Here is a 25,192-nt window from a genome sequence, read left to right as displayed (position 1 = left end):
TGAAGATAAGGAAGGCATTATCCATGGGTTCAAAATACATAATATAAGACCAGCACCCGCAGTCCATAAGAACTTGGGATGTCTCAACTTAATGCTCATAGCATTTATTGATGCCTCCTAAATATTGTCCATAAAGTACGTTTATTTCATTGGTTATCATGTATTTTACAGTTAAGATGTGACATATTCCAACATTTTCTTCAATATCCACTGGACTATAATACCATTTAATCAGCAAACTTTGTACTATTTTTTTGACTTATCTATGCATAAACGCGCAATTTGTAGGTATTAAGTCTCTATAAAATAAAAACACCCTCTACCATTTAGTAGAGAGTGCCTAGTCAGGGAATAATGCGAGCAAAACGGCTAGTGCTCATCCCAGAATCGATTCATCGGTTATAAGAGGATTAATGCACAATCCTCACTTATCAAAGTTCACTTCAGGTGTGGTAAGTGTATCATAGAAATCGACGACCCGGTCTTTATTCTCCGAATTACGAAGTGCCATAGCCGAACGAGGATGCTCGTCGAGATGACCTGTTATCATATATGGCAGGATGTATCCCCACTCTTCTTTCTCACGTAGAGGTACAAGGAGCTGCTCCAGCGCATCAAGAACAGGACGGAGCTTATATTTAGTTCCTTTCAAATGAGCTATTAGCAGTTCTGTCGGACAATTACCGGCAGCGCGGCCCATTCCATACACGGAAGCATCCAGCAGTTCAACACCAAGCTCAGAAGCGATCAGCGTGTTGGAGAATGCGAGCTGCATGTTGTTGTGGGTGTGGACCCCAAGCCGTTTGTTGGGCAGATGAAGCTTGAACTTCTCAACAAGATATTTAATGTCACTGTGATCCAGGCTTCCATAGGAATCGACAATGTATACAACATCAACCACACTCTCATTGATCATTTCAAAAGCTTCAAGAAGCTCATTCTCCATCACATTGGATAGTGCCATAATATTAAGTGTCGTTTCGTAACCACGTTCATGGAAGATGCGAACTAGCTCTAGACCCTTGTCCACATCCTTGATATAGCAAGCAACACGGATCAGATCCAGCATACTTTCGCTGCGAGGAAGAATGTCATTTTCGTCTACTCTTCCGATGTCTACCAGTGCGGACAGCTTGGTGTTGCCTTTTTGAGGAATGACCTTTCTCAAGAAATCATCGTTCAGGAAGCGCCAAGGCCCTGCTTTGTCGGCACCCTTCAGCAGCTTAGGGGAATTTTTATATCCAACCTCCATATATTCAACGCCTGCTTCATTTAAGCTCTCATACAGCTTCTGTACAAATTCCACGCTGAAATCCCAATTGTTCACGAGGCCGCCGTCTCGAATCGTGCAGTCTACAATCTTGCTATGATTTGTCATCGTCTTCATGGCTAAGCTCCTTTATATGCCTACTTTATTTCTCTCATGATACTTGAACGTGGAATGAAAAGTAAAGAGAAGCTCGACCTAATCTGACATTAAGCTTACTTATGTGCCTGATCAAGCGGTTGAACCTCCTCGGGAGATACCTTTTCCTCCCCATATCTGACTTTATTATATAAAGTTATTAACTGGTGGATCAGCTCTCCTCTATACGGAACGTGCTTGTGTCGGACTTCTTCGTGTTCATTCAGCCATTGCTCCAGCTCATTAGGCGTGAGTGATGAAGGCAGTGGTCCTGCTTCCTTACCCACCTGCTCTACAACAGACTTATAATAATATCGGATTCTTTGTTCAGGTTCCTCAGGGACTCGTTGTTTACGGAACATGCGAAAAAAATCTTTCTTCGGTCTGTTCTCGATCGTCTCCGTTATATCGATATAAGCTATTTTTTCCGGGATTGGAGTCTCCTGTTTGGGTTTACTTCTGGATTGTAGATATCGGCTCACCTTCTTGAGCAATCTCCACAGGCCATAACCAATGAATAATAAGAAGGCAAGCACAGCGAGCATGACCAGCGCGTTCAGTACCCAATCCCATACGGGTGATGAATCACTCGAAGGTTCTGCTTCAGTGGGAGGGAATAGTAGTCCTTCTGAAGGAAGCTGAGGGATGGTCTCTGGTATTTCCTCAGAAGGCTCTCCATCAAACAATGAACGAAACCAGCTCGTAAATCCGTTCCACAGGTAATTAAACAACTCCGACAGATAATTAAATGTCCCAAGGATAATGACTATGACTAGGAAGAGAAGCATCCGTGGCCGATTCAGTTCGAAGAAGCTCTTCATTTGCGGTCTCTTGCCATCCATGTCTAAGGTGGCCCGTCTCATCTCACGAGAATGTCTTGTCCAGATATAGACTAGAAACCCGATGATACCGGCTGCATAAATACTCATTGCATGATCGTCCAGTCTAGGTACTCTCGTGGCAATCAGGCTTAATGCAAGCAATGAGATAAGTCCCGTATATTGCATACGATCCGCAGGAGCAAAATTCAATCTTCGTTTACCCAGGGTAAGCCCGCGATATGCCGTTCCGGCTCCTGCCACTGCTGCCAGAAGAACAGGGAGAATGGTTATATCCTGCTCTGTGTCTAATAGAAGCGTCCCGCCAACGGAGATCATTATTCCAGCAATCCATGATACACATCCAGCCATAAGCTTGTTATTAATTGCAGAACTCAGCCAGATCGCTGTAAAGAGGTCAAGCACAAGCAATATGAAAGTATACACGGGACTTATTTGCAGTGCAAAAACAGAGAGCAGTACCGTTAAAGGATAGATATAGACGAGCTCCATCAAGCTCAGCAAGTACACTCTTATAGGTACCGCTTGATCACGATCATTGCTCATCTCCCTGCCTCCTTGTACTCCGGATCTGAATCAAGGTATACAATGCTGACTTTATTTCCACCGAATCTGAGGCGATTCAGCTGCTCCTCCATGCCTGGAGATACGAACGGCGTAATTAATAAATAATCCTGCCGCTCTCCTGAATCAAGCTGCCTGTCAGCCTCATCCATAAGCACCTGTTCCATCGGTATCAAGCACTTTAATTGTACTTCAGCCATGGCTTGCATTATATATTCTGCGTGAAGAACTCCATAGTCGGCATCAATCCGCACGAGTGAATTTGATCCTAAAGCGTATGCATTATGCATGAATCCTGTTTTTAGTCCTCTGCTCACTGCATCATTCACCGCGGTTGCGGCATAGGATAGACCTCTCTCGGCCATCCCCGGCTTCGTTACAACACTCCACATGTCACTGGACTCCTGAATATTGAATATAATGAGCGTTTGCGGATCCGAACTGTAGCCTTGTTTATATACCTGTAATTGACCGGTTCTCGCGCTTGCTGACCAGTGGATCCGATTCATCGGGTCGCTCGCTCCATATTCCCTGACACCAAGAATAAGAAACGGATCCTCTACGATCCATCGGGATACCTCCAGCTCGCCTTGCCAAACCTCATAGCTCGTTGGCATTTCGTGATCAGCCAAGAGTGCAGGGAATACAGTGATCTGTACCGATACAGGCTGCTTCTTCGCATGGGAATAGACACCCAGGAGGTCACCGCCTGTCATCGTCACCGTTTCCAATTGATACACACCGCGATGCTGGCAAGTAAAGAAATGCTTCCGCGTAATTCGAGTATAGGGTTTAAGCGAGAACAAGCTTTGATGATTTTGATAAATATCTCCTCTGCTGATGCCGAGTTCAGCACCTGTATGAAATATAAAAGAAGCTGGCATCATTGCCTCTAAGCGAAGCCAGGGTACGGGAAGTCTTTTCTCATTCGAAATCTTCTCGACCATCTCAAGCTCATCCCCGGCATAACACTGTTTCTTCGCAAACTCACGCTGATACGAAATTCTCTTCAGTGCAGGTACCCCAAGCAGGATACCTTGAGCAAAAACTAGCAGAAGGCCGACGACAAGAAACCACAGAAGCTCCATCTGTTATTGCACACTGCTTTCTACACTTGTTCTGTCGCTCGGCACAGGAATTTGTGAAATGATATCACTAAGCAGCGCTTCAGCCTTTCCCTCCTGCTGCTTGGATCGATGTTTGAATACGAGCCGATGTGACAATACAGGCAGCGCCAAAGCCTTTATATCATCAGGCAGTATATATTCTCTGCCTTGTATGGCTGCCCGGGCCTGTGCCGCCTTAAGCAGTGCTTGTGTTCCTCGTGGGCTTACGCCCAGCGCAATATCCGGATGATGTCTTGTTGCGTCAGCGATAGAGATAATATAGCGCATCAGATCTTCCTGTACGCGAACGGCTGTATAAACCGATTGTGCAGCTACGATGTCACGCTGGGCTACAACCGAAGATACACCTGTTATGAAATCCCCGCTTACCGTACGTCGCAAAATTTCCACACTTTCCTCCTGAGTTGGATAACCCATGCTCATCTTGAGCATAAAGCGGTCCATTTGTGCCTCTGGTAATGGAAATGTACCTTGATTATCAACAGGATTTTGGGTGGCGATAACAATAAAAGGCCTTTTGAGCTCATGTGTGTGCCCATCTACACTAATTTGCCTCTCCTCCATACATTCCAGCAGGCTGGACTGTGTTCTCGGTGTCGCTCGGTTAATTTCATCGGCAAGAATCAAATTAGCGAACAGAGGACCTTCGCGAAATTCAAACTCTCCTTCCTTTTGATTATAGAAATGAATCCCCGTGAGGTCTGAGGGCAATAGATCAGGAGTAAACTGCACTCGTCTAAACGTACAATCTAACGAGGCTGCCATCGTTTTGGCCAGCAAAGTCTTCCCGGTACCTGGTACATCCTCAAGCAGAATATGACCTGAGGCGATCATGGCGATCAGCATTAAATCCACTGTATCATTTTTACCTACAATGACTTTTGCCATATTTGCTCTAAGCTTGGCCGCTACTTGTGCGATTTCTTGAAATTCCATAACGATGTCAAGACCTCCCCATATTCGTAAACGTTTTCATATAATAAAGTGATTTTACCATAACCCTATATCCCATGCATGTTTTTTCAAATGAAAAAGACCTTGTATATCACAAGGCCTGAATTACTTATGCATTTGTTACATATTCTGCAATGGTTCTCACCATAGCTCCAGTCGCTCCTTTGGGATGAATACCTCTCTCTTTCGATACATAAGCCGTTCCGGCAATATCCAGATGGATCCACGGCATTCCTTCTGCAAAAGTACCTATAAATAGACCTGCAGTAATAGAAGCACCGTATCTTCCTGTACTGTTCCGCAGATCGGCGACCTCGCTTCGCAGCATTTCTTCAAATTCAGGATAGGCGGGCAGCGGCCATACCTTCTCACCTGTTCGTTTAGAGGCTAGTATAAATTCATTCATAAAGGGATCGTCGTTAGATACAGCTCCTGTAGCGACGTCGCCAAGTGCTGATACAACTGCTCCAGTCAATGTAGCTACATCAATAATCCTTGTTGCTCCGAGCTCCTTCGCATAAGTTAATCCATCAGCGAGCACGAGCCTTCCTTCTGCATCCGTATTTAAGATCTCAACGGTTCTGCGGCTGAGTGTAGTGATAATATCTCCCGGTTTGAAAGCACTGCCTGAGGGCATATTTTCAGCGGAGGGAATGACAACAACCACATTCTGCTCAGGCCGCAGCAAGCATAGGGTATGCAGTGCACCCAGTACCACAGCCGCCCCGGCCATGTCACTTATCATCTCCTCCATCCCAACACGAGGCTTGAGTGATATTCCACCGGTGTCAAACGTAATGCCTTTTCCGACCAGCCCGATAATTTCTCCTTCCCAGGAGGTCTTCCCTTGATATTTCAGGACAATCATTCGAGGAGGATTCACACTCCCGGCTCCTACCGACAAGAGCCCACCCATGCCCTTCTTAACAATTTCGTTCTCATCCAGCACTTCGTATTCAAGTCCATGCTGCTCAGCGAGCCTTACGGCCGCATTGGCCAGATCATGAGGAACAAGCATATTGCCAGGCAGATTTGTTAAGTCTCTGGCTAGTATCGTTCCTTCTGCAAAAGCCCTCCCCCGCTCCATACCGATATGCCACTGCCGCTCATGTTCGTCCTGATACACTTTGTCCTGATGAAATATAAGCCGATCTGGGCCAGTATAGGCCACTTGTGTACGTTTGTATGTTTTGCGTCGATAGGTGCCTAGTATAAAACCTTCTGTAAGCGTATGAGCCACGACAGCAATATCTTGGGACAACGAATAAGTAAGCATAGAGGAAGGCAATGCAAAAACGACTTGATCTGCGCAGATCTTCACCGCTGTTTTTGCAGCGCGCACTGCAGCAAGGCGAAGCCCTTCAGGGGTAAAAGGATACTGTCCTGTTCCGACTAATATTAATGTTATTGCTGTATCTGACTGCATCACGGGTATGGTAAACAATTGATTTTCAGATCCTTGGAATAATCCTCGTTCCTTTACAGAAGCAATCGCTTCCTTCCATTCCGCAGGAAAATGTCCCGTAATCCACTCCGCCTCGCTTACCAAACAAATGACAGCTTGCGCTTCAATCGATTCGATCGGAATATCTGATTTCCATAACACTTCCATCTTCACATTCATCATCATATCCATCCTTCAGCTAGCTATTAAATACGATCAAATTCAAATATAGCCTTAATTTCATACTACTCCTTTCATATACCCGCCATGACAAATTAAAAAAGTTCAGAGAGCAAAAAAAAATCAGAAGCAGCTACGCTTCCGATCTATTGAAGTGATGCACAGATTATACGATAGGAAGAGAAATCTTGAATTCTGTTCCTTCTCCAGATTTACTGTCAACGGATATGGTGCCTCCATGATTCTTAATAATTCGATAGCTGACGGATAGTCCGAGCCCAGTGCCTGCTTCCTTGGTCGTAAAGAAAGGATCAAACAGCCTTACTAAAGTATTGTGATCCATTCCCTGTCCATTATCTCTTATGGAAATGACGACATTAGTGCCTTCTTGCTGTGTTTCAATCTGGATAAGCCCTGAATGATCCTCACCTACATTCTCGATGGCATCCATTGCATTCTTGACCATATTCAGCATGACCTGCTTAATTTGTTTTACGTCGATGGACACATATAGCGGATGATCAGCATTGTCCATCTCTATTTGACATCCTTTCATTAAACCTTCGCTTTCTGTAAGCAGCACCACTTCTTTGAGTAAAGATTGAACTGGAATCACGGTTTTTTGTGGGGCAGAAGGCTTGGATGAATTAAGGAATTCATAAATAATATCATTCGCTCGATCAATTTCTGTAAGTATAATTCTTGCATATTCATCCTTGCCTAACTGAATAAGGTGAGGTCTTAGCAATTGAATAAACCCTCGGATGGCGGTTAGCGGATTGCGAATTTCATGAGCGATGGAGGCTGAGATTTGTCCCAGCATGGCCAGCTTATCGTTCTGATACGCGGTTTGCTCGATTTGTTTGAAATCCGATACGTCCTTTACACTTAGCAAAAAGTTGCCGTCCATCTGATCACCGTACGTCATAGTGATGAGCCAATGCTTCCCATATTCGTCAAGCACCTCATGATAGCGCTTACGATGGAAAATGGTCTCCCTGAATATCCTCATAATCTTTTTCTTTTTGAACCGGCTAATGTATGGATGCCGTACGAGCTGAACTACATCACAGCCGAGCAGTTGATGGCGTGGCAGCTCTAGCAATCTGGCCATCTGCAGATTAATGAAAGTAAGAACCCCATCCCTATCAAATAACATGATTCCGCTATCCAAGTGTTCTAGAATATTCTCATAATTGCTGTTATCTAGATGCTGTAGTGGAAATACGTCGTTTGCAGAAATCAATGTGTTCTGAAACTCACTGATCATACTCAGGCTCCCCCTTTACACGTAAATGGAACTTGCCGATCGGACTACTAATCGTCACATAGATGATGACGAGGCTTCCCGCTATAGATCTAAACCAGCGTCGACCATACAGACACAGGGGTCTTTCGTGTCATACGACTACGTTACGCTTCAGATAAGGCACCATTAACATAAGAACTGGAATGAAGTATGAATCACTGCAGTATGGAGGTCTATGAGGTTTAACTTCGGGCGCTGATCGTTTGCTTCCTCGCTGTTAAGCTATGTTTAGCTGATCTACCGTCATGCAGAGTTTTTGGGGATGTCTATTTAATCATAGACAAGTTTACCAATTAGAGTCAACCGAAGATACTGTCGAATTGTTGGATATTAAGCAGATATAACCTTTTCTGTAGAAATTAAAATGGCATTTTATCCTACATCTAAAGCCTCCGTTAATAACGGAGGCTTCATCTTTATGCATAGGTATTTTCGGTTATCGGCCTGTCTGATTTGGCTTGATCTTGGATCGTCTCTTGCTCATGACAGCAAGTCTTCGTTTAAGCTCGCTCTCCCATTTATGATCTTCTATGCTCTTAGCAATGGATAGCAAATCCAAGGAAGTATCGATCTGACGCTGTATAATTTCTAGAGGATCTTCGTTCTCCCGGTTTACGCAATTTTCGTAAATCGTATCTTCATCTTCCATGACATAATCCTGAAAATCAATCTCAGATGCACCATCACCATGTGCATACTCAGCCAATATTTCATACTCATTCTCAACCTTATAGTGAACCTCTACCCGATTACATACCGGACAAAAGAGCAGGGGAACATTGTGGACCTGCGTTCGGTAATGCTTTAATGTTCCCTTTGTCCCGATCATACTTGCTCCACAACAAAAACTCATTTTGCTCACCCTCCTTGTAGACACAAAACCGGAAGCATTGTATACATTATGTTCAATAGCGTATTCTTTTACCCTATTCGTTATGACAATCCCAATTCCTCTTTCTTAATCGAATCTCCATAAAAAAAGGGCTATACTCGTTATAACACGAAAAAAACCGACTTAAAACGCCAATTAGTTAAGGATATTGAATATTCCTCGTGTAGACATAGCAATATAAGTCTATACGGTGAAAAAAGCCCTCTCAGCGGTAATTACCGCCTTGAGGGCTTACTTAACTTAGAAGCGATATAACGATTTACAGGTTGCTGTCGCCTGGCTTCCAGTTCATTGCGCACAATCCGCCGGATTGCAGAGCTTGAAGCACACGAAGTGTTTCTTCTACAGAACGACCCACATCGTTGTGGTTAACGACTTGATATTTCAACTCGCCTTCAGGGTCAATGATGAAGAGACCACGTAGTGCAACACCTTCTTCTTCAATCAATACGCCATAGTCACGAGCAACTTGCTTCGTAATGTCGGAAGCGAGCGGGAAGTTAATTTGACCCAAGCCGCCGCTGTCTTTTGGAGTGTTGATCCAAGCTTTGTGGCTATGGATCGAGTCTACACTCACACCAAGAATTTCTGTATCCAAAATTTTGAAATCATTATAAGCATCGCTGAGTGCTGTAATCTCAGTTGGGCATACAAATGTGAAGTCTAGCGGGTAGAAGAAAAATACCAGCCATTTACCACGATAGTCAGACAATTGAACCTTACCAAAATCTTTACCATCACCAGTTACGGTCTCCATTACAAAATCCGGAGCTGTTTTTCCAACCAAACGTTCTGCCATGATAAAAAGTCCTCCTTCTCCTATGTAACCAAAATCGTTTTCTCTTTAGATTGTGAAGAGTATGTGAAACTCTTAAAATTAATGAAGAGTTTATGAAACTCTCAAAAAAGAGCACATTTAAAATCCTATCACCGTCAAGTTTCAAAGTCAATATTATAAACCTTATTTGTTGATAATTATTATAATTAAGAAGAAAAGAAGCACAGTATGGCCGTTAACCTCTCCTACTGTACTCCTGACTTATCATTTTAAATTTAACTTCTCTTCATTCTACAAAGCTTCTATGCACTCTTATTTTACAATCGCCGCTACAATCAGATCTCCCATCTCGGAGGTGCTGATCGCAGTGCTCTTATCTACAGCAATATCACTTGTCCGATGTCCTGCATCCAGCACCTGGGCAACTGCTCTCTCAATCGCATCTGCTGCATCGCTGTATCCAAATGTCAAACGGAACATCAAGGCAACTGACAGAATCGTCGCAATCGGATTCGCTAATCCCTGACCTGCAATATCCGGAGCTGATCCGTGTACGGGTTCATATAGACCAAAGCTTCCTTCACCCATAGACGCCGATGCGAGCATTCCGATTGAGCCTGTAAGCATAGCCGCTTCGTCACTTAAAATATCACCAAACATATTTTCCGTAACAATGACATCAAAGCTTGATGGACGGCGCAGCAGCTGCATTGCACAGTTATCTACGAGCACATGCTCAACTTCAACATCTGGATATTCTGGAGCGACCCGGTTTACCACTTCACGCCATAAGCGGGAGGTTTCAAGCACATTTGCTTTATCGACCGATGCCAATTTTTTTCTACGTTTTTGTGCAATTTCAAAAGCTTGTCGAACAATCCGTTCTACTTCTGCTACATTATATACGCAGGTATCTACCGCTTCTTCGCCATGCTCTCCCTCTCTGCGGAACTTCTCTCCAAAGTAGATTCCGCCTGTCAGCTCTCGAACGACCATAAGATCTGTGCCTTCAAGCACTTCCGGCTTTAGTGTAGAAGCATCTTTGAGACAATCGAATACGACGGCAGGTCTCAGGTTGGAAAATAATCCGAGTGCTTTGCGGATCCCCAGCAATCCTGTTTCTGGACGAAGCTCCTTGGAATTGTTGTCCCATTTCGGACCTCCGACCGCTCCAAGCAGTACTGCATCCGCACTTTGACATACCTCCAGTGTTTCTTTCGGCAAAGGGGTTCCTGTCTCATCAATCGCAATTCCGCCAAATAAAGCGTGATTTGTTTCAAAAGTATATCCGAACACTTCTTCGGTTCGTTTCAACACTCTCTCCGCTTCTGCAACAACCTCTGGTCCAATGCCATCTCCAGCAATGACGGCGATTTTTTTGACTTCTGACATGACTGCACGCTCCATTCTAAATAATATCTGCTATATACCTTTGTAACATAATCACGGTACATTTGACCAAGATATAGAAGCTATCGCGTCTATAGGTATAGACTATAAGGCAGTACGAAGTTGAAAGAGATGGAAGAATCCGATTACAATAGACTTGTTTAGATGGTTCAATTTCCCTGATGAGAGGATGATAGTGGATGCAGTATACGTATTTAGGAAGATCAGGACTCAAGGTAAGCCGTCTGTGTCTGGGTACGATGAATTTTGGACCTGCAACGGATGAGAAGGAAGCCTTTCGCATTATGGATGCTGCCGTTGATGCAGGCCTCAATTTTTTCGACACAGCAAACATCTACGGATGGGGTGAAAATGCAGGACTGACAGAAACGATCATCGGTAAATGGTTTAAGCAAGGCGGCGGACGCAGAGAAAAAGTCGTACTTGCGACCAAAGTATACGGCTCCATGCATGACAGCAACGATGGACCCAATGATGAAGCAGGCTTGTCAGCCTACAAAATCCGCCGGCATCTCGAAGGCTCACTTCAACGACTTCAAACCGATCATATTGAGCTCTATCAAATGCACCATGTCGATCCTAATGTCTCCTGGGAAGAATTATGGGGAGCTTTTGAAGTTGGAATTCATCAGGGAAAAATCGGCTATGTCGGCTCAAGCAATTTTGCCGGATGGCAGATAGCGGTTGCTCAAATGGAAGCCAAGAATCGAAATTTCTTAGGGCTTGTGTCAGAACAGCACAAATACAGCCTGAATTGCCGGCTTCCTGAGCTCGAAGTGCTTCCTGCAGCACATAAGCTTGGACTTGGCATCATTCCTTGGAGTCCGCTTGATGGCGGTCTGCTCGGACGAAATGCACTCAAGAAGATCGAAGGAACTCGTAGTGGTGGAATTGCGGAGCGTGTCGAGCAGCATCGCACACAGTTGGAAGAGTTCGGTGCACTCTGCCGTGAGCTTGGAGAGCCGCAGGATAATGTCGCTTTGGCTTGGCTCCTTGCGAATCCTGCGGTTACCGCTCCAATTATTGGTCCTCGCACACTCGAACAATTCGAAAACACACTAGATGCACTGGAGATCAAGCTGGACGAGTCAGTCCTCAAGCGGCTGGATGAAATCTTCCCAGGTCCAGGCGGTCATGCGCCAAACGCTTACGCGTGGTAATGAAGCAGCAAAAAAAGCGGCCTAAGCTATTACAGCTTGGCCGCCTTTTGTCATTGTCATCACGATTCTCAGAGAATAGAGAGCTATGATCTTATTTATGAGTCCAGTGCATCATTTCACGCAATTGTGCGCCGACAACCTCGATTGGATGATTCGCTTCATTACGGCGAGTCGCTGTCAGGAATGCGCGTCCGGATTGATTTTCCAGGATGAAGTCGCGAGCGAATTTACCTTGCTGGATATCGCTAAGGACTGCTTTCATTGCTGCTTTGGTGTCTTCAGTTACAACGCGTGGTCCAGTTACATAGTCACCGTATTCCGCTGTGTTACTGATGGAATCACGCATGCTGGCAAGTCCACCTTCATACATTAGGTCAACGATCAGCTTCAGCTCATGCAAGCATTCGAAGTAAGCCATTTCTGGAGCATAGCCAGCTTCTGTTAATGTTTCAAAGCCTGCTTTTACAAGTGCGCTTACACCACCACACAGCACAGCTTGTTCACCGAACAAATCTGTTTCTGTTTCTTCACGGAAGGAAGTTTCAATAACACCAGCACGTGTACAACCGATCCCTTTTGCATAAGCCAGACCAATTTCTTTGGCTTGACCCGTAGCATCCTGCTCAATCGCAATTAGACCAGGTACACCAAAGCCCTCAACATATGTACGGCGAACCATATGCCCAGGAGATTTAGGAGCTACCAGCATAACATCACTGTCTTTAGGAGCAACAATTTGTCCAAAATGAACATTGAAGCCGTGGGAGAACATCAGAGTTGCACCTTTTTTCAGGTTAGGCTCAATTTCATTTTTGTAAACGGAAGCTTGTGTTTCATCCGGCATCAGGATTTGCACAACATCAGCACGGCGAGTTGCTTCTGCAACCGGCAATACTTCGAAGCCGTCATTTTTAGCTGTCTCAAATGATTTACCTTCGCGCAAACCGATAACTACGTTTAGACCACTGTCACGCAAGTTTTGTGCCTGAGCATGTCCTTGACTTCCATAACCGATAACGGCGATGGTTTTACCTTTCAATACACTAAGATCTGCATCCTGTTCATAATAAGTTGTAACTGCCATTGTTAAAGCCCTCCTTTGTATTGTAAAGAAAACCCTGCATGAATGAGCGGGTGTTTCAAGGGACTGCAGAACCGTCCGTTAATCTAAGCCTCTAGTCCCCTCAAGCCCCCGCTCATTCTTCAGGACTGCAAATTCCTGTCGCGGTAAATGACTAAAATATGATGTTAAGACAGGCTGGCTAATGAATACGAAAAGTATATTTATACGTTTCCTCGGATCATTGCCGTTACACCTGTTCTAGATAATTCCCTGATACCATATGGCTTAATGAGCTCGATCATCGCGTCAATCTTATCTGTATCTCCTACAACTTGAATCATCAGGCTGGAGTTGCCGATATCGACAACCGAGGCACGGAACGTTTCGACGAGACCCATAATTTCCGGACGAACCGAAGGCTCTGCTTTGATCTTGATCAGTGCGAGCTCGCGTGCAACCATCGGATTGGAGCTCAAATTAACAACCTTGATAACGTCAATTAATTTGTATAGCTGCTTCTCAATCTGCTCAAGAAGATGTTCATCCCCAAGTGTCACAATAACCATTCGGGATAATCCGGCTTCCTCAGACTGACCAACCGTGATACTTTCAATGTTAAAGCCGCGGCGACCGAACAGACCTGATACCCGTTGAAGTACTCCTGGCTGATCATTTACCAGTACGGCAATCGTATGTCTATTCATGATTTATGCATCCCCCATCAGCATTTGATCAATGGTCGATCCCTGCATTACCATCGGATATACGTTTTCTTCCTTGTTAACAACAAACTCTACAAGCACCGGACCGTCTGTTTCGAGCGCTTCTGACCAAATCTTCTGCGCTTCTTCCTTATTCGTGGCACGCAGACCCTTGACCCCATAAGCCTCTGCCAATTTGACAAAATCAGGACTTCCAGCTAGATCAATGTGACTATATCTGTTGTCGTAGATCAGCTCTTGCCATTGTCTTACCATCCCTAGTACCTGGTTGTTGATAACCACAATCTTAACTGGAATCTTGTTAATTGCACAGATGGCAAGCTCTTGAGAACACATCTGCATACCGCCGTCTCCATTAATAGAGATAACGAGACGATCCGGATGCGCCATCTGAGCACCGATGGCTGAAGGGAAGCCGAAGCCCATCGTTCCAAGTCCCCCGGAAGTTACCCATGAACGCGGTTGATTAAACTTGTAATACTGAGCTGCCCACATCTGATGCTGGCCTACGTCCGTAGTTACAATTGCGTTGCCTTCCGTCGTGTCATTCAGCATCTCAATAACCCATTGAGGTTTGAGGACTTCATCTGAATCCTTGTAGTTGTACAAACGGTCGCCTTTCCACTCCCGTATCTGGTTCCGCCACTCATCTGCCTGATCTGCACGCGCAGCTTCATGATTGAGCAATTCAAGTACGGTCTTCACATCCCCTACAATCGGAATGTCTGTCGGTACGTTTTTGCCGATCTCTGCAGGATCAATATCAATATGCACGATCTTCGCTCGTGGGGCAAAACCGTCCAGCTTGCCGGTTACCCGATCATCAAATCTTGCTCCAAAGTTGATCAATAGGTCAGACTGCTGAATAGCTTGATTCGCTGTATACGTACCGTGCATCCCAGGCATCCCCATCCATAGCTCATGACCGCTTGGGAATCCACCAAGACCAAGTAATGTTGTCGTAATTGGAATCTCTGTCTTCTTCACAAATTCGAACAGTGCTTCATGTGCTCCAGCGTATACGATTCCGCCGCCGGCCAGAATTACGGGTCGCTCTGCTTGCTTAATCGCTTGGTGCAGCTTATCAAGCTGCAGCTTGTTAGGCGTAACTGTTGGATTGTAACCTCGCATATTTACAGGCTCTGTCTGTGGAACAAACAGCGTCTTATTAGCGGATACGTCCTTAGGAATATCGATTAATACCGGACCTTTACGCCCTGTGTTCGCAATATGAAACGCCTCATGAATCACTCTCGGCAAATCCTCTACTGAGCGAACCAGATAGCTGTGCTTAGTGATCGGCATCGTAATCCCAGTAATATCTGCTTCTTGGAAAGCATCCGTACCAATCAAGCTGGAAACGACATTCCCCGTAATGACAACAAGTGGTACCGAATCCATGTAGGCCGTTGCAATGCCCGTTACCAGGTTAGTTGCTCCCGGACCGGAAGTAGCGATACATACGCCTACTTTGCCGCTTGCCCGAGCATATCCGTCGGCTGCGTGAATGGCGCCTTGCTCATGCCTTGTAAGCAAATGCTTGAAATCTTCAAATCCATACATTGCATCGTAGATGTATAGGACCGCGCCCCCCGGGTAGCCAAAGACGCATTCAACACCTTCTAACAGCAAGCTTCGAAGTAGAATTTCCGAGCCTGTAATGACTTCCGGTTTCATCCATTTCTCACGTAGTTGATCAGTTGATCGCATTTCAGGATTATGCGCATTCATGAAGATCTCCCCCTTCTTAAGGATTACATTAATCTGACATGTTGAAAAGAAATCAAGTAAGGGTTATCTGTAATTGATGACCCTTGATTCATCTTGCTTTTACAACAAAAAAACCTTCCATCCCTGCGGACATAAAATATGCCTCGCGAGGGACGAAAGGTTGCTGCTTCCGTGGTACCACCCAGATTTGTCAAATTCCTCACGGAATCTGACCTTAGCAAGTAGTAAGAAATGTTGGTCAGATAAGACCTACCCATTCTTCATACCTGTCGTCTGTAACGTAGACTTACGATTTTCCCTAATAGGCAAGAACCTTGCTTGCTTTTCAGGAAAACAGCTCCGAGGTGAGCTCGTACTTAAGGGATTATGGTGGTACTTTCAGCTAAAACTGTCCACTCTCTGCACATAAGTGCCCTTAAAACTTCGTCCTCATCATTGCCGATAAACTATAGCGGTTAAATGTTAGGAACATTATAAGATTCATTTGTAGAAATAGTCAACACTTTATTTTTCAAAATTCAGTCAATCCATGTACAAGCCTTGCTGTATCAGCTATTTTTTGTCCGAAATACCGAACATGACCAAGCTCCTTAGGCATATAATACCCCATCCATATTGTATGCCCCAAAAAGGAGGATTATCCATGATTCGCAATCGCAGACCTAAGCAAGATGATCCAGCTATCATGGAACTGATTCATAGCCAGCTCGTGCCTATCTCACATTTGAGCAAGCAAGAGATCAACCTGATTATTCAGGATATTCCAAGCCGTTTAGCCCGAGGCATTACATTGGTATCCTCTGCTAATTATGAATCCAGCATTTGTGGTTTTGTACATTTTATGATGCATGGTTCTTTACTATACATTGACATGATGGCCGTTTATCCAAAGGAACAGCGCAAACAGCATGGCAAAGAATTACTGAACAAAGCGGAGCAATTTGCGGCTTCACGAGGGTGTAAGAAGTCAAAAGTTATGGTGGATGAAGGAAACAAAAAGGGAATCAATTTTTATCAAAAGATGGGATATAAGATGCTTCGCTATGTTGATATCGGACGGTGCTACGAATTGGAAAAAGTATTAAGTGAAAGCTAGAATATCAAAAGAATGAACACAAAATATTATCAATGCGATAAAAATATTTAATAGAAAAATTTATTTTTGAAGCCATATCCTCCATAACCTTGCCCTGGTCCGTAACCTGGTCCCGGTCCATATCCAGGTCCAGGTCCATATCCAGGGAAGCCTCCATACCCGCCTCCAGGTCCTTTGCCTCCATATCCATACCCGCCGTATCCGCCTGGACCAAATCCGCCTCCGAAGCCTCCGCCGAATCCGCCTGCAAATGGCAAGGTTCCAATTGCCAACAGGTCAAATAGGACAAGCGGAATGAGTGCCCGTGTAGATGCATCTTTCCCTTCCGTCGGCTGGAGCATAATTTTATTCCCTGTCACATTAACAAGTGTACCCGTCACTTTTGTGCCATCTTTGCGAACAGCGACAATACGCTGCCCGACCATTTTTTTTGCGTCATTTAGACTAACAGAATTATTCATTCTTTTCCCTCCTTCTTTACGTAGGATTCAGAATCATCTTATTCGTATGTCGGCATAAATGTATGTTTCAATGTCCTGCATGTACAAAAAAAGTGATGCCTGCATCTTAGAGCAAGCATCACCTTTGTTGATAAATTAAATATTACGTTAACGTTTGCCTGGATCGTATGGCTGTCCCAGTGCAGCAGGTGCTGCTGAACGTCCGACCGCTGCTACGAGTACGATGACAGTAAGCAGATACGGCAGCATGAAAATAATTTCCTGGGGAATAGCCTGAGCCCATTCGAACATTTGAATATAGTTGCGGACAGCTTGGGACAACCCGAAGAAGAGAGCTGCACCAAATGCCCCGATCGGATTCCACTTACCAAAGATCATGGCAGCAATCGCAATATAACCTTGTCCGGAAATTGTGTTGTGTGCGAACACATTTGTAGTCGTCAGCGTAAGAACAGCACCGCCGATACCCGCAAGTGCACCACTGACCATAACAGCAAGATATCTGTACTTCGTCACATTAATCCCCATCGTATCCGCAGCACTTGGATGCTCCCCGACAGAGCGAAGACGCAGACCGAATGGCGTTTTGTACAGGAATAAGAATGTTAATATTACAAACAGCACAGCTAGGAATGTAGATGGATAATGATGAATAAATACATTACCGAAGAACGGAATTTCAGCTAGCTTCACACCGAATAATTCTGGATTCCATTTTTTGAATCCATTAATAAGCGGCGTTTCCCCTGACCCGTCAAACAGAAGCTTAACCATATACAATGTGCTTCCTGCTGCCAAGAAGTTAATGACAATACCACTTATGATCTGGTCCGCTTTAAAAGTGATAGAGGCTACAGCGTGAATCAAGGAAACAACCACACCTAACACGGCTGCTGTAACCAGACCAACCCAAGCCGCTTGCCCACCTGTCATCCCCGCTTCTTGAGCATAATGAGCGGATACCCCTGCAGCAAAAGCACCGAAGATCATAAATCCTTCAATCCCCAGATTCGTTACACCGGAACGCTCTGAGAATATACCACCAAGCGCAGCAAATACAAGAGCTGTTGCAAAGACAAGTGTCGTATTAATCAGCTGTCCGGAGAGCGTTATGAAATCCATAATTACAACACCTTCTCTTTCTTGCGCTTCGCATAGAAGGGCTTAAGCACCCAGCGCACGATACCTTGTGCAGCAATGAAGAATATGATGGAGCCAATTACGATACGTATCAATTCCGGTGGAACATCTGCTGCGAAGCTCATTCCGGCAGAACCGTATGTCAATCCTCCAAATAGGAAGGCTCCTAGAATTACACCAAACGGATGATTCATACCAATCAGTGCTACCGCAATACCATCGAATCCAGTACCCGGGGATCCTTGGAGGATCGTTTGATAGCCGAATACACCCAGAATTTGAAAGGCACCGCCAAGGCCTGCCAAAATACCACTGATAAACATGGCTTTGACAATGTTGCGATTCACCTTCATCCCTGCATATTCTGCAGCATGATGGTTATGGCCTACTGCACGAAGCTCGAAGCCTTGCTTTGTTTTCCACATGAATACATAGAACACTACCGCTGCGAGAATCGCAATCAGTGTGCCCCAGTGAACACGGGAGTTACTCATTAACTCAGACAACCAGCCAATCGCAATAGAGGCGGATGGTTGAATCTCTTCGGAACGATTCTCACCCGGCATCAGCATGAATTGTCTTACGACAAGATTGCCCAAATAAAGTGCAACCCAGTTCATCATAATACTGGTGATGACTTCATTCACCCCGCGTGCTGCCTTGAGATAACCTGCAATTGCTGCCCACAGACCACCCGCTAGAGCCCCTGCAATTAATGCAAGCGGTGCATGAATAATCATAGGCAATCCCGTCAGCTTAATTCCGACAAATGCGGAAGCCGTCATCCCTACGATAAATTGTCCTTCAGCCCCGATGTTAAATAGACCTGCACGGGAAGCAAACGCAAAGGCCAGCCCCGTCATAATGAGCGGAGTCATTTCACGCAAAGTTTCCCCAATATTATAGGTGTTTCCAAATACTTTCTCGACAAGTGCTCCGTATGCCGTTATCGGATTATATCCGCCAATAAGCATTACGACTGCTCCCAATAGAAGACCCAATATAATAGCAACAACTGGATATATAATTGAATCCTTAGTGAACCATTTTAATACGCTACTCACTAGATGCACCTCTCTTCACGGTGCTACCTGCCATCATCAGACCCAGCTCTTGATCATTGGTCTCTTCTGGAAGCACTTCACCAACAATATGTCCCTCATAAATAACCGCAATCCGGTCCGAGACATTCATAATTTCATCGAGTTCGAAGGAAATTAACAGCACAGCCTTACCTTGGTCACGTTGAGCGATCAATTGCTTCTGAACGAACTCAATAGCCCCTACATCAAGACCACGTGTAGGCTGAGCAGCAATAAGTAAATCCGGATTTTTGTTTACCTCTCTGGCGATGATCGCCTTCTGCTGGTTACCTCCGGATAAAGCTCGTGATAAAGTATCAATGCTTGGCGTTCTTACATCAAAGGCCTGTACCAGCTTCTTCGTATGCTCCTGAATTGCCTTGAAATTCAGGAACCCTTTTTTGGAATAAGGCTCCTTGTAATAGGATTCAAGCACCATGTTCTCGCTCACAGAGAAGTCCAGCACAAGACCATGCTTATGACGGTCCTCTGGAATATGCCCGACGCCCGCTTCCGAAACCTTACGAGGCGGCTCATTCGTAATATCCTTGTTATTCAGCGTAATTTTGCCTGAATTTACTTTACGTAAACCAGTAATGGCTTCAATCAGCTCACTCTGACCATTACCGTCAACTCCAGCGATTCCGACAATTTCTCCTGCACGTACTTGCAGATTCAGCTTGTCCAGTACGGCCATGCCTTCTTTATTTTTCGCGGTTAATTCATGGATATCGAGTACGGTTTCCTTAGGTGCAGCAGGCTTTTTGTCCACTTTAAAAGTAACGTTGCGCCCAACCATCTTCTCAGCCAGATCATTAGGAGTCGTCTCTGACGTCTTCACCGTATCGATGACTTTACCTCGGCGGATGATCGTTACCGTATCCGAAATTTCCATGATTTCTTTCAGTTTATGAGTAATAAGAATGATGGATTTGCCTTCAGCGACCAGCTTCTTCATGATCACCATCAATTCTGAAATCTCTTGAGGAGTTAATACCGCTGTCGGTTCATCAAAAATCAAGATTTCCGCGCCTCTGTAAAGGGTTTTTAAAATTTCGACGCGCTGCTGCATTCCTACAGAGATGTCTTCAATTTTTGCATTAGGGTCGACCTTAAGTCCATATAACTCGGATAACCGTTTAACTTCTGCCACTGCCTTTTTATAGTTAATATTGAGGCCCAGCATTCTTTTAGGCTCTGAACCCAATATAATATTCTCTGCTACTGTAAATGGCTGCACTAATTTAAAATGCTGATGCACCATTCCAATACCTAGCTCGATGGCTTTATTCGGACTGTCAATAATTACAGGCTGCCCGCCAACTTCAATTCCGCCCTCATCAGGCTGATATAGACCAAATACAATATTCATCAGCGTCGATTTTCCGGCGCCGTTCTCACCCAGCAGTGCATGAATCTCTCCCTTATGCAGCTGCAAGCTTATAGAGTCATTAGCGACAATGCCCGGGAAGCGTTTAGTAATTTGCTTCAACTCAACGACAGGAGTTGCTGCACCCATGAGATCACCCTTATAAATTTGATTTGATGGTATTAACCCTAGACGTAAGAACAAGGCTAGTTATATAAACCAGCCTTGTTTTACATCCATTACATGTAAAATTCAGTATTATTCTCACACGAAACAATCAATCGTAATTATTACTCTGCAGGAATTGTAATTTCACCGCTAATAATTTTTTCTTTGTATTCGTCAACCAGCTCAAGTACATCCGCTGGTACGTTTGCTGTAGAAGTCTCAGCTACGCCAACACCGTTAGCAGCCAGATCCAATACTTCTAATCCTGGTTCAAAAGTTCCGTTAATCACTTCTAGAGATACCTTCTTAACGGCTTCGTCTACTTTCTTGATCATAGAAGTCAGGGTAATCTCATCACCGAACTCAAGAGACTGGTCTTTGTCTACACCGATAACCCAAACATCTTGTCCGGAATCTTTACGTGACTTCGCTTCGTTAAATACGCCTGTTCCTGTTGCGCCTGATGCATGGAAGATAATATCTACACCTTCATTGTACATCGTTGCAGCGGCTGTTTTACCCAGGTCAGGCTTGTCAAATGCACCTGTATAGTTAGGAACGAACTGTGCATCCGGATTTACTGCCTTTACGCCTTCTCTAAATCCAATTTCGAACTTTTTGATCAGCGGGCTTTCCATTCCACCGACAAAACCAACCTTGTTTGTTTTCGTCATTTTACCTGCAATAACACCAACAAGGAAAGAACCTTGGTCTTCAGCGAACATTACAGATTTGACGTTTGGAGCATCGACTTCACTGTCAATAATTGCAAGCTTAGCTTCAGGGTTCTGTTCAGCGACTGTCTTGATTGCTTCAGCCAGCTGGAATCCAATTCCCCAAGTCAAAGAGTACTGGTCCTTAACAAATGTATTCAAGTTTGTGTTGTAATCTGCATCGGATTTACTTTGAAGATATTTAACATCTGCGCCTGTTTCTTCTTTAACTGCCTCAAGTGCTTCCCAAGCAGATTGGTTGAAAGATTTATCGTTTACACCGCCGACGTCAGTAACCATTCCGATTTTTGCAGAGGATTCAGCTGCGCTGCCGCCTCCCTCACCGCTGCCTTGAGAGCTGCTGTCATTGTCATTGCCGCATCCAGCTAGAGCAACGGAAGCTGCAAGAATCATGCTTAAAGACAAACTTAGTACTTTCTTCATCTTGGAATTGTTCCCCCTTAAAATATTCCCTATCTGATATCATACTTTGTTCTTCAGATTTACGGATTATACACTTGTCCGATCAATCATTATCTATAAGTACAAATCAATAGGACTGTCCTACTAGAGGTGATTATACAATCAACCCATGTTAAAATCCAGCACTTTCATGACTTAATTTTTAGTTTTTTTAAGAATGTTCATAATTGTAAGCGCTTTATCGTTTAAAATTGACATATTCAGGTTGATTATATGTCATATATTATAACATTAAATTCACATATGAATAAGAATTCCGCTTTTTCATTTGCATTATTTGTAATATGTAACTCTGATTTCATTACCCTTTTTTAAGGCTAGAGACCCAGCAAGCCCCTTAACTTTATTTATTCCCCATAAAAAAGCCGCCTATGCGGCGGCTCTTATCACTTAAAGAAATTAAGCATTAATCTTTTCTTTAGCTACAACAGCCAAAGAGTTAAATGCATTAATATCGTTTACTGCAAGATCAGCAAGCATTTTACGGTTCATGTCCACTCCAGCGAGTTTCAAACCGTGCATGAATTTGTTGTAAGACAATCCGTTCATGCGAGCTGCTGCGTTAATACGAACGATCCACAATTTGCGGAAGTTACGTTTTGTCTGACGACGGTCACGGTATGCATATACCATGGATTTCATAACTTGTTCGTTAGCTGTTTTGAAGATACGGTGTTTAGAACCGAAATAACCTTTAGCAAGTTTCAATACTTTTTTATGACGACGACGAACAACGAATCCGCCTTTTACTCTTGCCATATCAAAGACCTCCCAGAGAATATATGTTAGTAATCAGTGGACTATTTCAGGTTAGCCAAACCTTGTTTCAGACGCTTAACGTCACCAGGTGCCATAACCGGGCTGCCTGCAAGAACACGCTTAGTGCGTTTCGATTTATGGGAAAGCAAATGGTTTCTGTATGCTTTGTAACGTTTCACTTTACCAGTACCAGTAACTTTGAAACGACCCTTCAGGCTGCTGTGAGTTTTCATTTTAGGCATTGTGTATTTCCTCCTCCAAGTTTATCTGGCTCAAGATTTAGGAGCCAAAATCATAATCATGCTACGGCCTTCAAGTTTAGGTTGACGTTCGATGCTGCTGAGTTCAGCAACTTCCACTTTCACGCGTTCCAAGATCTTCTGACCGATATCCGCATGGGCGATTTCACGTCCACGGAAGCGGACGGAGCACTTCACTTTGTCGCCATCCTTCAAGAACTTGATGACATTGCGAAGCTTGGTTTGGTAGTCATGTTCCTCGATATTCGAACGGAACCACACTTCCTTGATGTCCACAACCTTTTGATTCTTACGTGCTTCTTTTTCTTTCTTTTGCTGTTCGTAACGGAACTTACCGTAATCCATAATACGGCACACTGGCGGTTTAGCCTGCGGAGCCACGTTAACCAGGTCAAGATTAAGATCTGCAGCCATCTGCAATGCTTCGCGAATAGGCTTGATGCCGATCTGCTCTCCTTCAGCTCCGACCAAACGAACTTCCTTCGACCGAATTTCATCATTAATCATGTGTTCTTTACTAATAACTGTCCACCTCCAGATCGTTATCGATAATCCCTATACAGATAAAAAATAAAGGGATGCCGGTACGCTACCGACATCCCTGAACAATCAACAATTCTTCATGAAATTCATTCACAAATCATTGGATCGTTACCAGTCAGCTTAATGCCGATCAGGTGAGAAGTCGGACCTTCTACTTTTGAATCCATATTCCAGAAACAATCACCTAAACAATAATACATGTTCATAACTGTTTTGTCAACAGCTACATAAAATTTATCCTTGTTTACTCTGAACCTCTTCCAATCGAACGACACGTGTATGCTTCGTGTGGCTCCATTGCTTATTGTTCTGGGTAAAGAAGGCGTACAGCGTAATTGGATACCACGATAATAGATAAATCGGGAACAAGATAAGTGAAGTGTACACTTTCTTGAAGCGCACCTTCTCCAGAGCTAGAGACAACAGGAACGTCACGACGTTCGCCGCAATAGCAAGGAATCCAACCCATAACGGCAGGTAACCGTAAATATTAGTAATGTTCGGTCCATTGAACAAAATAATATCTACGAAGCTGATTGCTGTCATGATGAAGGTCAGCAATACCACATAGACGTTAGCACTGTATACGGCAAGGTCAAATTTCACCAAGCTGCCTTGCTTGATACTTTTCCAGATCAATGGGAAGAAGTATCTTCTGGCTACCGTAAAGTGTCCCTGCATCCAGCGTAGACGTTGTCTTGCCGACGCTTTAAAAGATAAAGGCTTCTCATCAAACACCTTAGCATCATAGTTAAACACCGGATATACATCACGATCTACAGCACGCATCGTAAACTCCAGATCCTCAACCAGAGACGTAGCTCCCCAGCCCATGTCTTTGAGCAGCTTGCTCTCAAAACACATCCCTGTTCCGCCAAGGAAGTTAGCCATATTGAGATTATGACGGGAGAGCTGCCACAAGCGGTTAATGTACCAGTAGGAAATACCATAAGCCGCTGTGATCCAGGAATCCTCAGGATTCTTCGTATCGATATAGCCTTGAATGACTTTAGCTCCTCTGTTCAGGTCATTGTTCATTTCCTGAAGGAAGTTCTTCGCAGCCAGATTGTCAGCATCAAACATAACAACGGCATCATATTGCTTCGGCATGCTCCAGAGCTCTTTAAGCATCCATTCAATTGCATAACCTTTACCGCGCTGATCGGCATTTGTTCTTACACAAGCATTCATCCCATGTGCCCGAACGATCTCAGCCGTATTATCTGTACAATTATCACAAATGACAAATACGTCGTACAATTCTTTGGGATAATCCAGTTTCTTTAAATTTTCCAGCAAAGCTCCAATGACTTCTGCCTCATTATGAGCAGCAACCAATACAGCAAAAGACTTGTTCGGCGGAAACTGTTGTTTCTTCTTCTTCTTAATCAAGCCGAACAGAGAAAAACCAAACTGATACACAGCTAGGAACGCCAAGATCACTTGAAACGTTACAAATATCGCATTAAACATTTGTTCTCTGCTACCCCCTCTTTAAATGTGAGCATCTCTTTTTTTTAACACACATTTCTTTTTAAAA

The 25,192-nt window shown here is 44.2% G+C and carries 23 protein-coding genes; 2 read left to right on the top strand and 21 right to left on the bottom strand.

Annotated elements, in window-relative coordinates; all coding sequences use genetic code 11:
- Positions 1-424 precede the first annotated feature (424 nt).
- The 9 genes from ACFSVM_RS04670 to leuB form a co-directional block, all read right to left on the bottom strand.
- Positions 425-1,387, bottom strand: coding sequence for an aldolase catalytic domain-containing protein (locus tag ACFSVM_RS04670; protein WP_256209574.1), 963 nt, complete (start codon positions 1,385-1,387; stop codon positions 425-427).
- 95 nt (positions 1,388-1,482) lie between these two features.
- Positions 1,483-2,790: a hypothetical protein gene (locus tag ACFSVM_RS04665; RefSeq protein ID WP_090723435.1), complete on the bottom strand. Its 1,308-nt coding sequence runs from the start codon at positions 2,788-2,790 to the stop codon at positions 1,483-1,485.
- Entirely contained in the window at positions 2,787-3,896 is a 1,110-nt protein-coding gene (locus ACFSVM_RS04660) for a DUF58 domain-containing protein (RefSeq protein ID WP_076311704.1), read from the bottom strand. The genes ACFSVM_RS04665 and ACFSVM_RS04660 overlap by 4 nt, the downstream gene beginning before the upstream one ends.
- Positions 3,897-3,899: 3 nt before the next feature.
- Positions 3,900-4,871, bottom strand: a complete 972-nt coding sequence (locus ACFSVM_RS04655; protein ID WP_090723437.1) for an AAA family ATPase — start codon at positions 4,869-4,871, stop codon at positions 3,900-3,902.
- Positions 4,872-4,998: 127 nt separating this feature from the next.
- Positions 4,999-6,519, bottom strand: coding sequence for a leucyl aminopeptidase (locus ACFSVM_RS04650; protein ID WP_256209575.1), 1,521 nt, complete (start codon positions 6,517-6,519; stop codon positions 4,999-5,001).
- 160 nt (positions 6,520-6,679) lie between these two features.
- Entirely contained in the window at positions 6,680-7,783 is a 1,104-nt protein-coding gene (locus tag ACFSVM_RS04645) for an ATP-binding protein (protein WP_076311706.1), read from the bottom strand.
- Between the two features lie 475 nt (positions 7,784-8,258).
- The gene (locus tag ACFSVM_RS04640) at positions 8,259-8,675 is read right to left on the bottom strand and encodes a hypothetical protein (RefSeq protein ID WP_047910026.1); all 417 of its coding nucleotides are present in this window, start codon (positions 8,673-8,675) and stop codon (positions 8,259-8,261) included.
- A gap of 298 nt (positions 8,676-8,973) precedes the next feature.
- Positions 8,974-9,513, bottom strand: coding sequence for a peroxiredoxin (locus ACFSVM_RS04635; RefSeq protein WP_076311707.1), 540 nt, complete (start codon positions 9,511-9,513; stop codon positions 8,974-8,976).
- Positions 9,514-9,804: 291 nt separating this feature from the next.
- Positions 9,805-10,884 (bottom strand): 3-isopropylmalate dehydrogenase, encoded by a 1,080-nt coding sequence (gene leuB / locus ACFSVM_RS04630; RefSeq protein ID WP_090723846.1) that lies wholly within the window; start codon positions 10,882-10,884, stop codon positions 9,805-9,807.
- Positions 10,885-11,081: 197 nt separating this feature from the next.
- Between leuB and ACFSVM_RS04625 the strand changes: the two genes are divergently transcribed.
- Entirely contained in the window at positions 11,082-12,062 is a 981-nt protein-coding gene (locus ACFSVM_RS04625) for an aldo/keto reductase (RefSeq protein WP_076311709.1), read from the top strand.
- A 91-nt stretch (positions 12,063-12,153) separates the two neighbouring features.
- On the opposite strand, the gene ilvC is transcribed toward ACFSVM_RS04625, so the two are convergent.
- The 3 genes from ilvC to ilvB all read right to left on the bottom strand — a co-directional run bounded on the left by ilvC (position 12,154) and on the right by ilvB (position 15,578).
- A complete protein-coding gene (gene ilvC / locus ACFSVM_RS04620) occupies positions 12,154-13,146 on the bottom strand; it encodes a ketol-acid reductoisomerase (protein ID WP_076311710.1) in 993 nt (330 codons plus the stop codon).
- 200 nt (positions 13,147-13,346) lie between these two features.
- On the bottom strand, positions 13,347-13,829 hold the full coding sequence (gene ilvN, locus ACFSVM_RS04615) for an acetolactate synthase small subunit (RefSeq protein WP_047910030.1): 483 nt from the start codon (positions 13,827-13,829) through the stop codon (positions 13,347-13,349).
- 3 nt (positions 13,830-13,832) lie between these two features.
- Positions 13,833-15,578 (bottom strand): biosynthetic-type acetolactate synthase large subunit, encoded by a 1,746-nt coding sequence (gene ilvB / locus ACFSVM_RS04610; RefSeq protein WP_076311711.1) that lies wholly within the window; start codon positions 15,576-15,578, stop codon positions 13,833-13,835.
- A 643-nt stretch (positions 15,579-16,221) separates the two neighbouring features.
- Between ilvB and ACFSVM_RS04605 the strand changes: the two genes are divergently transcribed.
- A complete protein-coding gene (locus tag ACFSVM_RS04605) occupies positions 16,222-16,674 on the top strand; it encodes a GNAT family N-acetyltransferase (RefSeq protein WP_076311712.1) in 453 nt (150 codons plus the stop codon).
- A 47-nt stretch (positions 16,675-16,721) separates the two neighbouring features.
- On the opposite strand, the gene ACFSVM_RS04600 is transcribed toward ACFSVM_RS04605, so the two are convergent.
- The 9 genes from ACFSVM_RS04600 to ACFSVM_RS04560 form a co-directional block, all read right to left on the bottom strand.
- Positions 16,722-17,135 (bottom strand): hypothetical protein, encoded by a 414-nt coding sequence (locus tag ACFSVM_RS04600; RefSeq protein WP_076311713.1) that lies wholly within the window; start codon positions 17,133-17,135, stop codon positions 16,722-16,724.
- A 147-nt stretch (positions 17,136-17,282) separates the two neighbouring features.
- Positions 17,283-18,257, bottom strand: coding sequence for an ABC transporter permease (locus ACFSVM_RS04595; protein ID WP_076311714.1), 975 nt, complete (start codon positions 18,255-18,257; stop codon positions 17,283-17,285).
- A gap of 2 nt (positions 18,258-18,259) precedes the next feature.
- Positions 18,260-19,339, bottom strand: coding sequence for an ABC transporter permease (locus ACFSVM_RS04590; RefSeq protein WP_076311715.1), 1,080 nt, complete (start codon positions 19,337-19,339; stop codon positions 18,260-18,262).
- On the bottom strand, positions 19,332-20,876 hold the full coding sequence (locus ACFSVM_RS04585; RefSeq protein WP_076311716.1) for an ABC transporter ATP-binding protein: 1,545 nt from the start codon (positions 20,874-20,876) through the stop codon (positions 19,332-19,334). The genes ACFSVM_RS04590 and ACFSVM_RS04585 overlap by 8 nt, the downstream gene beginning before the upstream one ends.
- Before the next feature lie 140 nt (positions 20,877-21,016).
- The gene (locus tag ACFSVM_RS04580; protein ID WP_076311717.1) at positions 21,017-22,051 is read right to left on the bottom strand and encodes a BMP family lipoprotein; all 1,035 of its coding nucleotides are present in this window, start codon (positions 22,049-22,051) and stop codon (positions 21,017-21,019) included.
- A 438-nt stretch (positions 22,052-22,489) separates the two neighbouring features.
- Complete coding sequence (rplT, locus tag ACFSVM_RS04575; protein WP_076311718.1) at positions 22,490-22,849, bottom strand: 50S ribosomal protein L20; 360 nt, start codon at positions 22,847-22,849, stop codon at positions 22,490-22,492.
- A 41-nt stretch (positions 22,850-22,890) separates the two neighbouring features.
- Complete coding sequence (rpmI, locus tag ACFSVM_RS04570) at positions 22,891-23,091, bottom strand: 50S ribosomal protein L35 (RefSeq protein WP_047910039.1); 201 nt, start codon at positions 23,089-23,091, stop codon at positions 22,891-22,893.
- Positions 23,092-23,121: 30 nt separating this feature from the next.
- Complete coding sequence (gene infC, locus ACFSVM_RS04565; RefSeq protein WP_090723442.1) at positions 23,122-23,616, bottom strand: translation initiation factor IF-3; 495 nt, start codon at positions 23,614-23,616, stop codon at positions 23,122-23,124.
- Between the two features lie 270 nt (positions 23,617-23,886).
- Complete coding sequence (locus tag ACFSVM_RS04560) at positions 23,887-25,125, bottom strand: glycosyltransferase family 2 protein (RefSeq protein WP_076311720.1); 1,239 nt, start codon at positions 25,123-25,125, stop codon at positions 23,887-23,889.
- Positions 25,126-25,192 lie beyond the last annotated feature (67 nt).

This window comes from Paenibacillus shunpengii (genome assembly GCF_042684905.1).
Taxonomy (GTDB): domain Bacteria; phylum Bacillota; class Bacilli; order Paenibacillales; family Paenibacillaceae; genus Paenibacillus; species Paenibacillus shunpengii.
The sequence above is the reverse complement of the archived record's forward strand: the minus strand, read 5'-3'. Positions and strand labels throughout refer to the sequence as shown.

Bases quoted from the DNA above. Each gene is read 5' to 3' on its own strand.
- ACFSVM_RS04670 (WP_256209574.1), bottom strand. From the start codon at position 1,387: ATGAAGACGATGACAAATCATAGCAAGATTGTAGACTGCACGATTCGA.
- ACFSVM_RS04665 (WP_090723435.1), bottom strand. From the start codon at position 2,790: ATGAGCAATGATCGTGATCAAGCGGTACCTATAAGAGTGTACTTGCTG.
- ACFSVM_RS04660 (WP_076311704.1), bottom strand. From the start codon at position 3,896: ATGGAGCTTCTGTGGTTTCTTGTCGTCGGCCTTCTGCTAGTTTTTGCT.
- ACFSVM_RS04655 (WP_090723437.1), bottom strand. From the start codon at position 4,871: ATGGAATTTCAAGAAATCGCACAAGTAGCGGCCAAGCTTAGAGCAAAT.
- ACFSVM_RS04650 (WP_256209575.1), bottom strand. From the start codon at position 6,519: ATGATGATGAATGTGAAGATGGAAGTGTTATGGAAATCAGATATTCCG.
- ACFSVM_RS04645 (WP_076311706.1), bottom strand. From the start codon at position 7,783: ATGATCAGTGAGTTTCAGAACACATTGATTTCTGCAAACGACGTATTT.
- ACFSVM_RS04640 (WP_047910026.1), bottom strand. From the start codon at position 8,675: ATGAGTTTTTGTTGTGGAGCAAGTATGATCGGGACAAAGGGAACATTA.
- ACFSVM_RS04635 (WP_076311707.1), bottom strand. From the start codon at position 9,513: ATGGCAGAACGTTTGGTTGGAAAAACAGCTCCGGATTTTGTAATGGAG.
- leuB (WP_090723846.1), bottom strand. From the start codon at position 10,884: ATGTCAGAAGTCAAAAAAATCGCCGTCATTGCTGGAGATGGCATTGGA.
- ACFSVM_RS04625 (WP_076311709.1), top strand. From the start codon at position 11,082: ATGCAGTATACGTATTTAGGAAGATCAGGACTCAAGGTAAGCCGTCTG.
- ilvC (WP_076311710.1), bottom strand. From the start codon at position 13,146: ATGGCAGTTACAACTTATTATGAACAGGATGCAGATCTTAGTGTATTG.
- ilvN (WP_047910030.1), bottom strand. From the start codon at position 13,829: ATGAATAGACATACGATTGCCGTACTGGTAAATGATCAGCCAGGAGTA.
- ilvB (WP_076311711.1), bottom strand. From the start codon at position 15,578: ATGAATGCGCATAATCCTGAAATGCGATCAACTGATCAACTACGTGAG.
- ACFSVM_RS04605 (WP_076311712.1), top strand. From the start codon at position 16,222: ATGATTCGCAATCGCAGACCTAAGCAAGATGATCCAGCTATCATGGAA.
- ACFSVM_RS04600 (WP_076311713.1), bottom strand. From the start codon at position 17,135: ATGAATAATTCTGTTAGTCTAAATGACGCAAAAAAAATGGTCGGGCAG.
- ACFSVM_RS04595 (WP_076311714.1), bottom strand. From the start codon at position 18,257: ATGGATTTCATAACGCTCTCCGGACAGCTGATTAATACGACACTTGTC.
- ACFSVM_RS04585 (WP_076311716.1), bottom strand. From the start codon at position 20,876: ATGGGTGCAGCAACTCCTGTCGTTGAGTTGAAGCAAATTACTAAACGC.
- ACFSVM_RS04580 (WP_076311717.1), bottom strand. From the start codon at position 22,051: ATGAAGAAAGTACTAAGTTTGTCTTTAAGCATGATTCTTGCAGCTTCC.
- rplT (WP_076311718.1), bottom strand. From the start codon at position 22,849: ATGGCAAGAGTAAAAGGCGGATTCGTTGTTCGTCGTCGTCATAAAAAA.
- rpmI (WP_047910039.1), bottom strand. From the start codon at position 23,091: ATGCCTAAAATGAAAACTCACAGCAGCCTGAAGGGTCGTTTCAAAGTT.
- infC (WP_090723442.1), bottom strand. From the start codon at position 23,616: ATGATTAATGATGAAATTCGGTCGAAGGAAGTTCGTTTGGTCGGAGCT.
- ACFSVM_RS04560 (WP_076311720.1), bottom strand. From the start codon at position 25,125: ATGTTTAATGCGATATTTGTAACGTTTCAAGTGATCTTGGCGTTCCTA.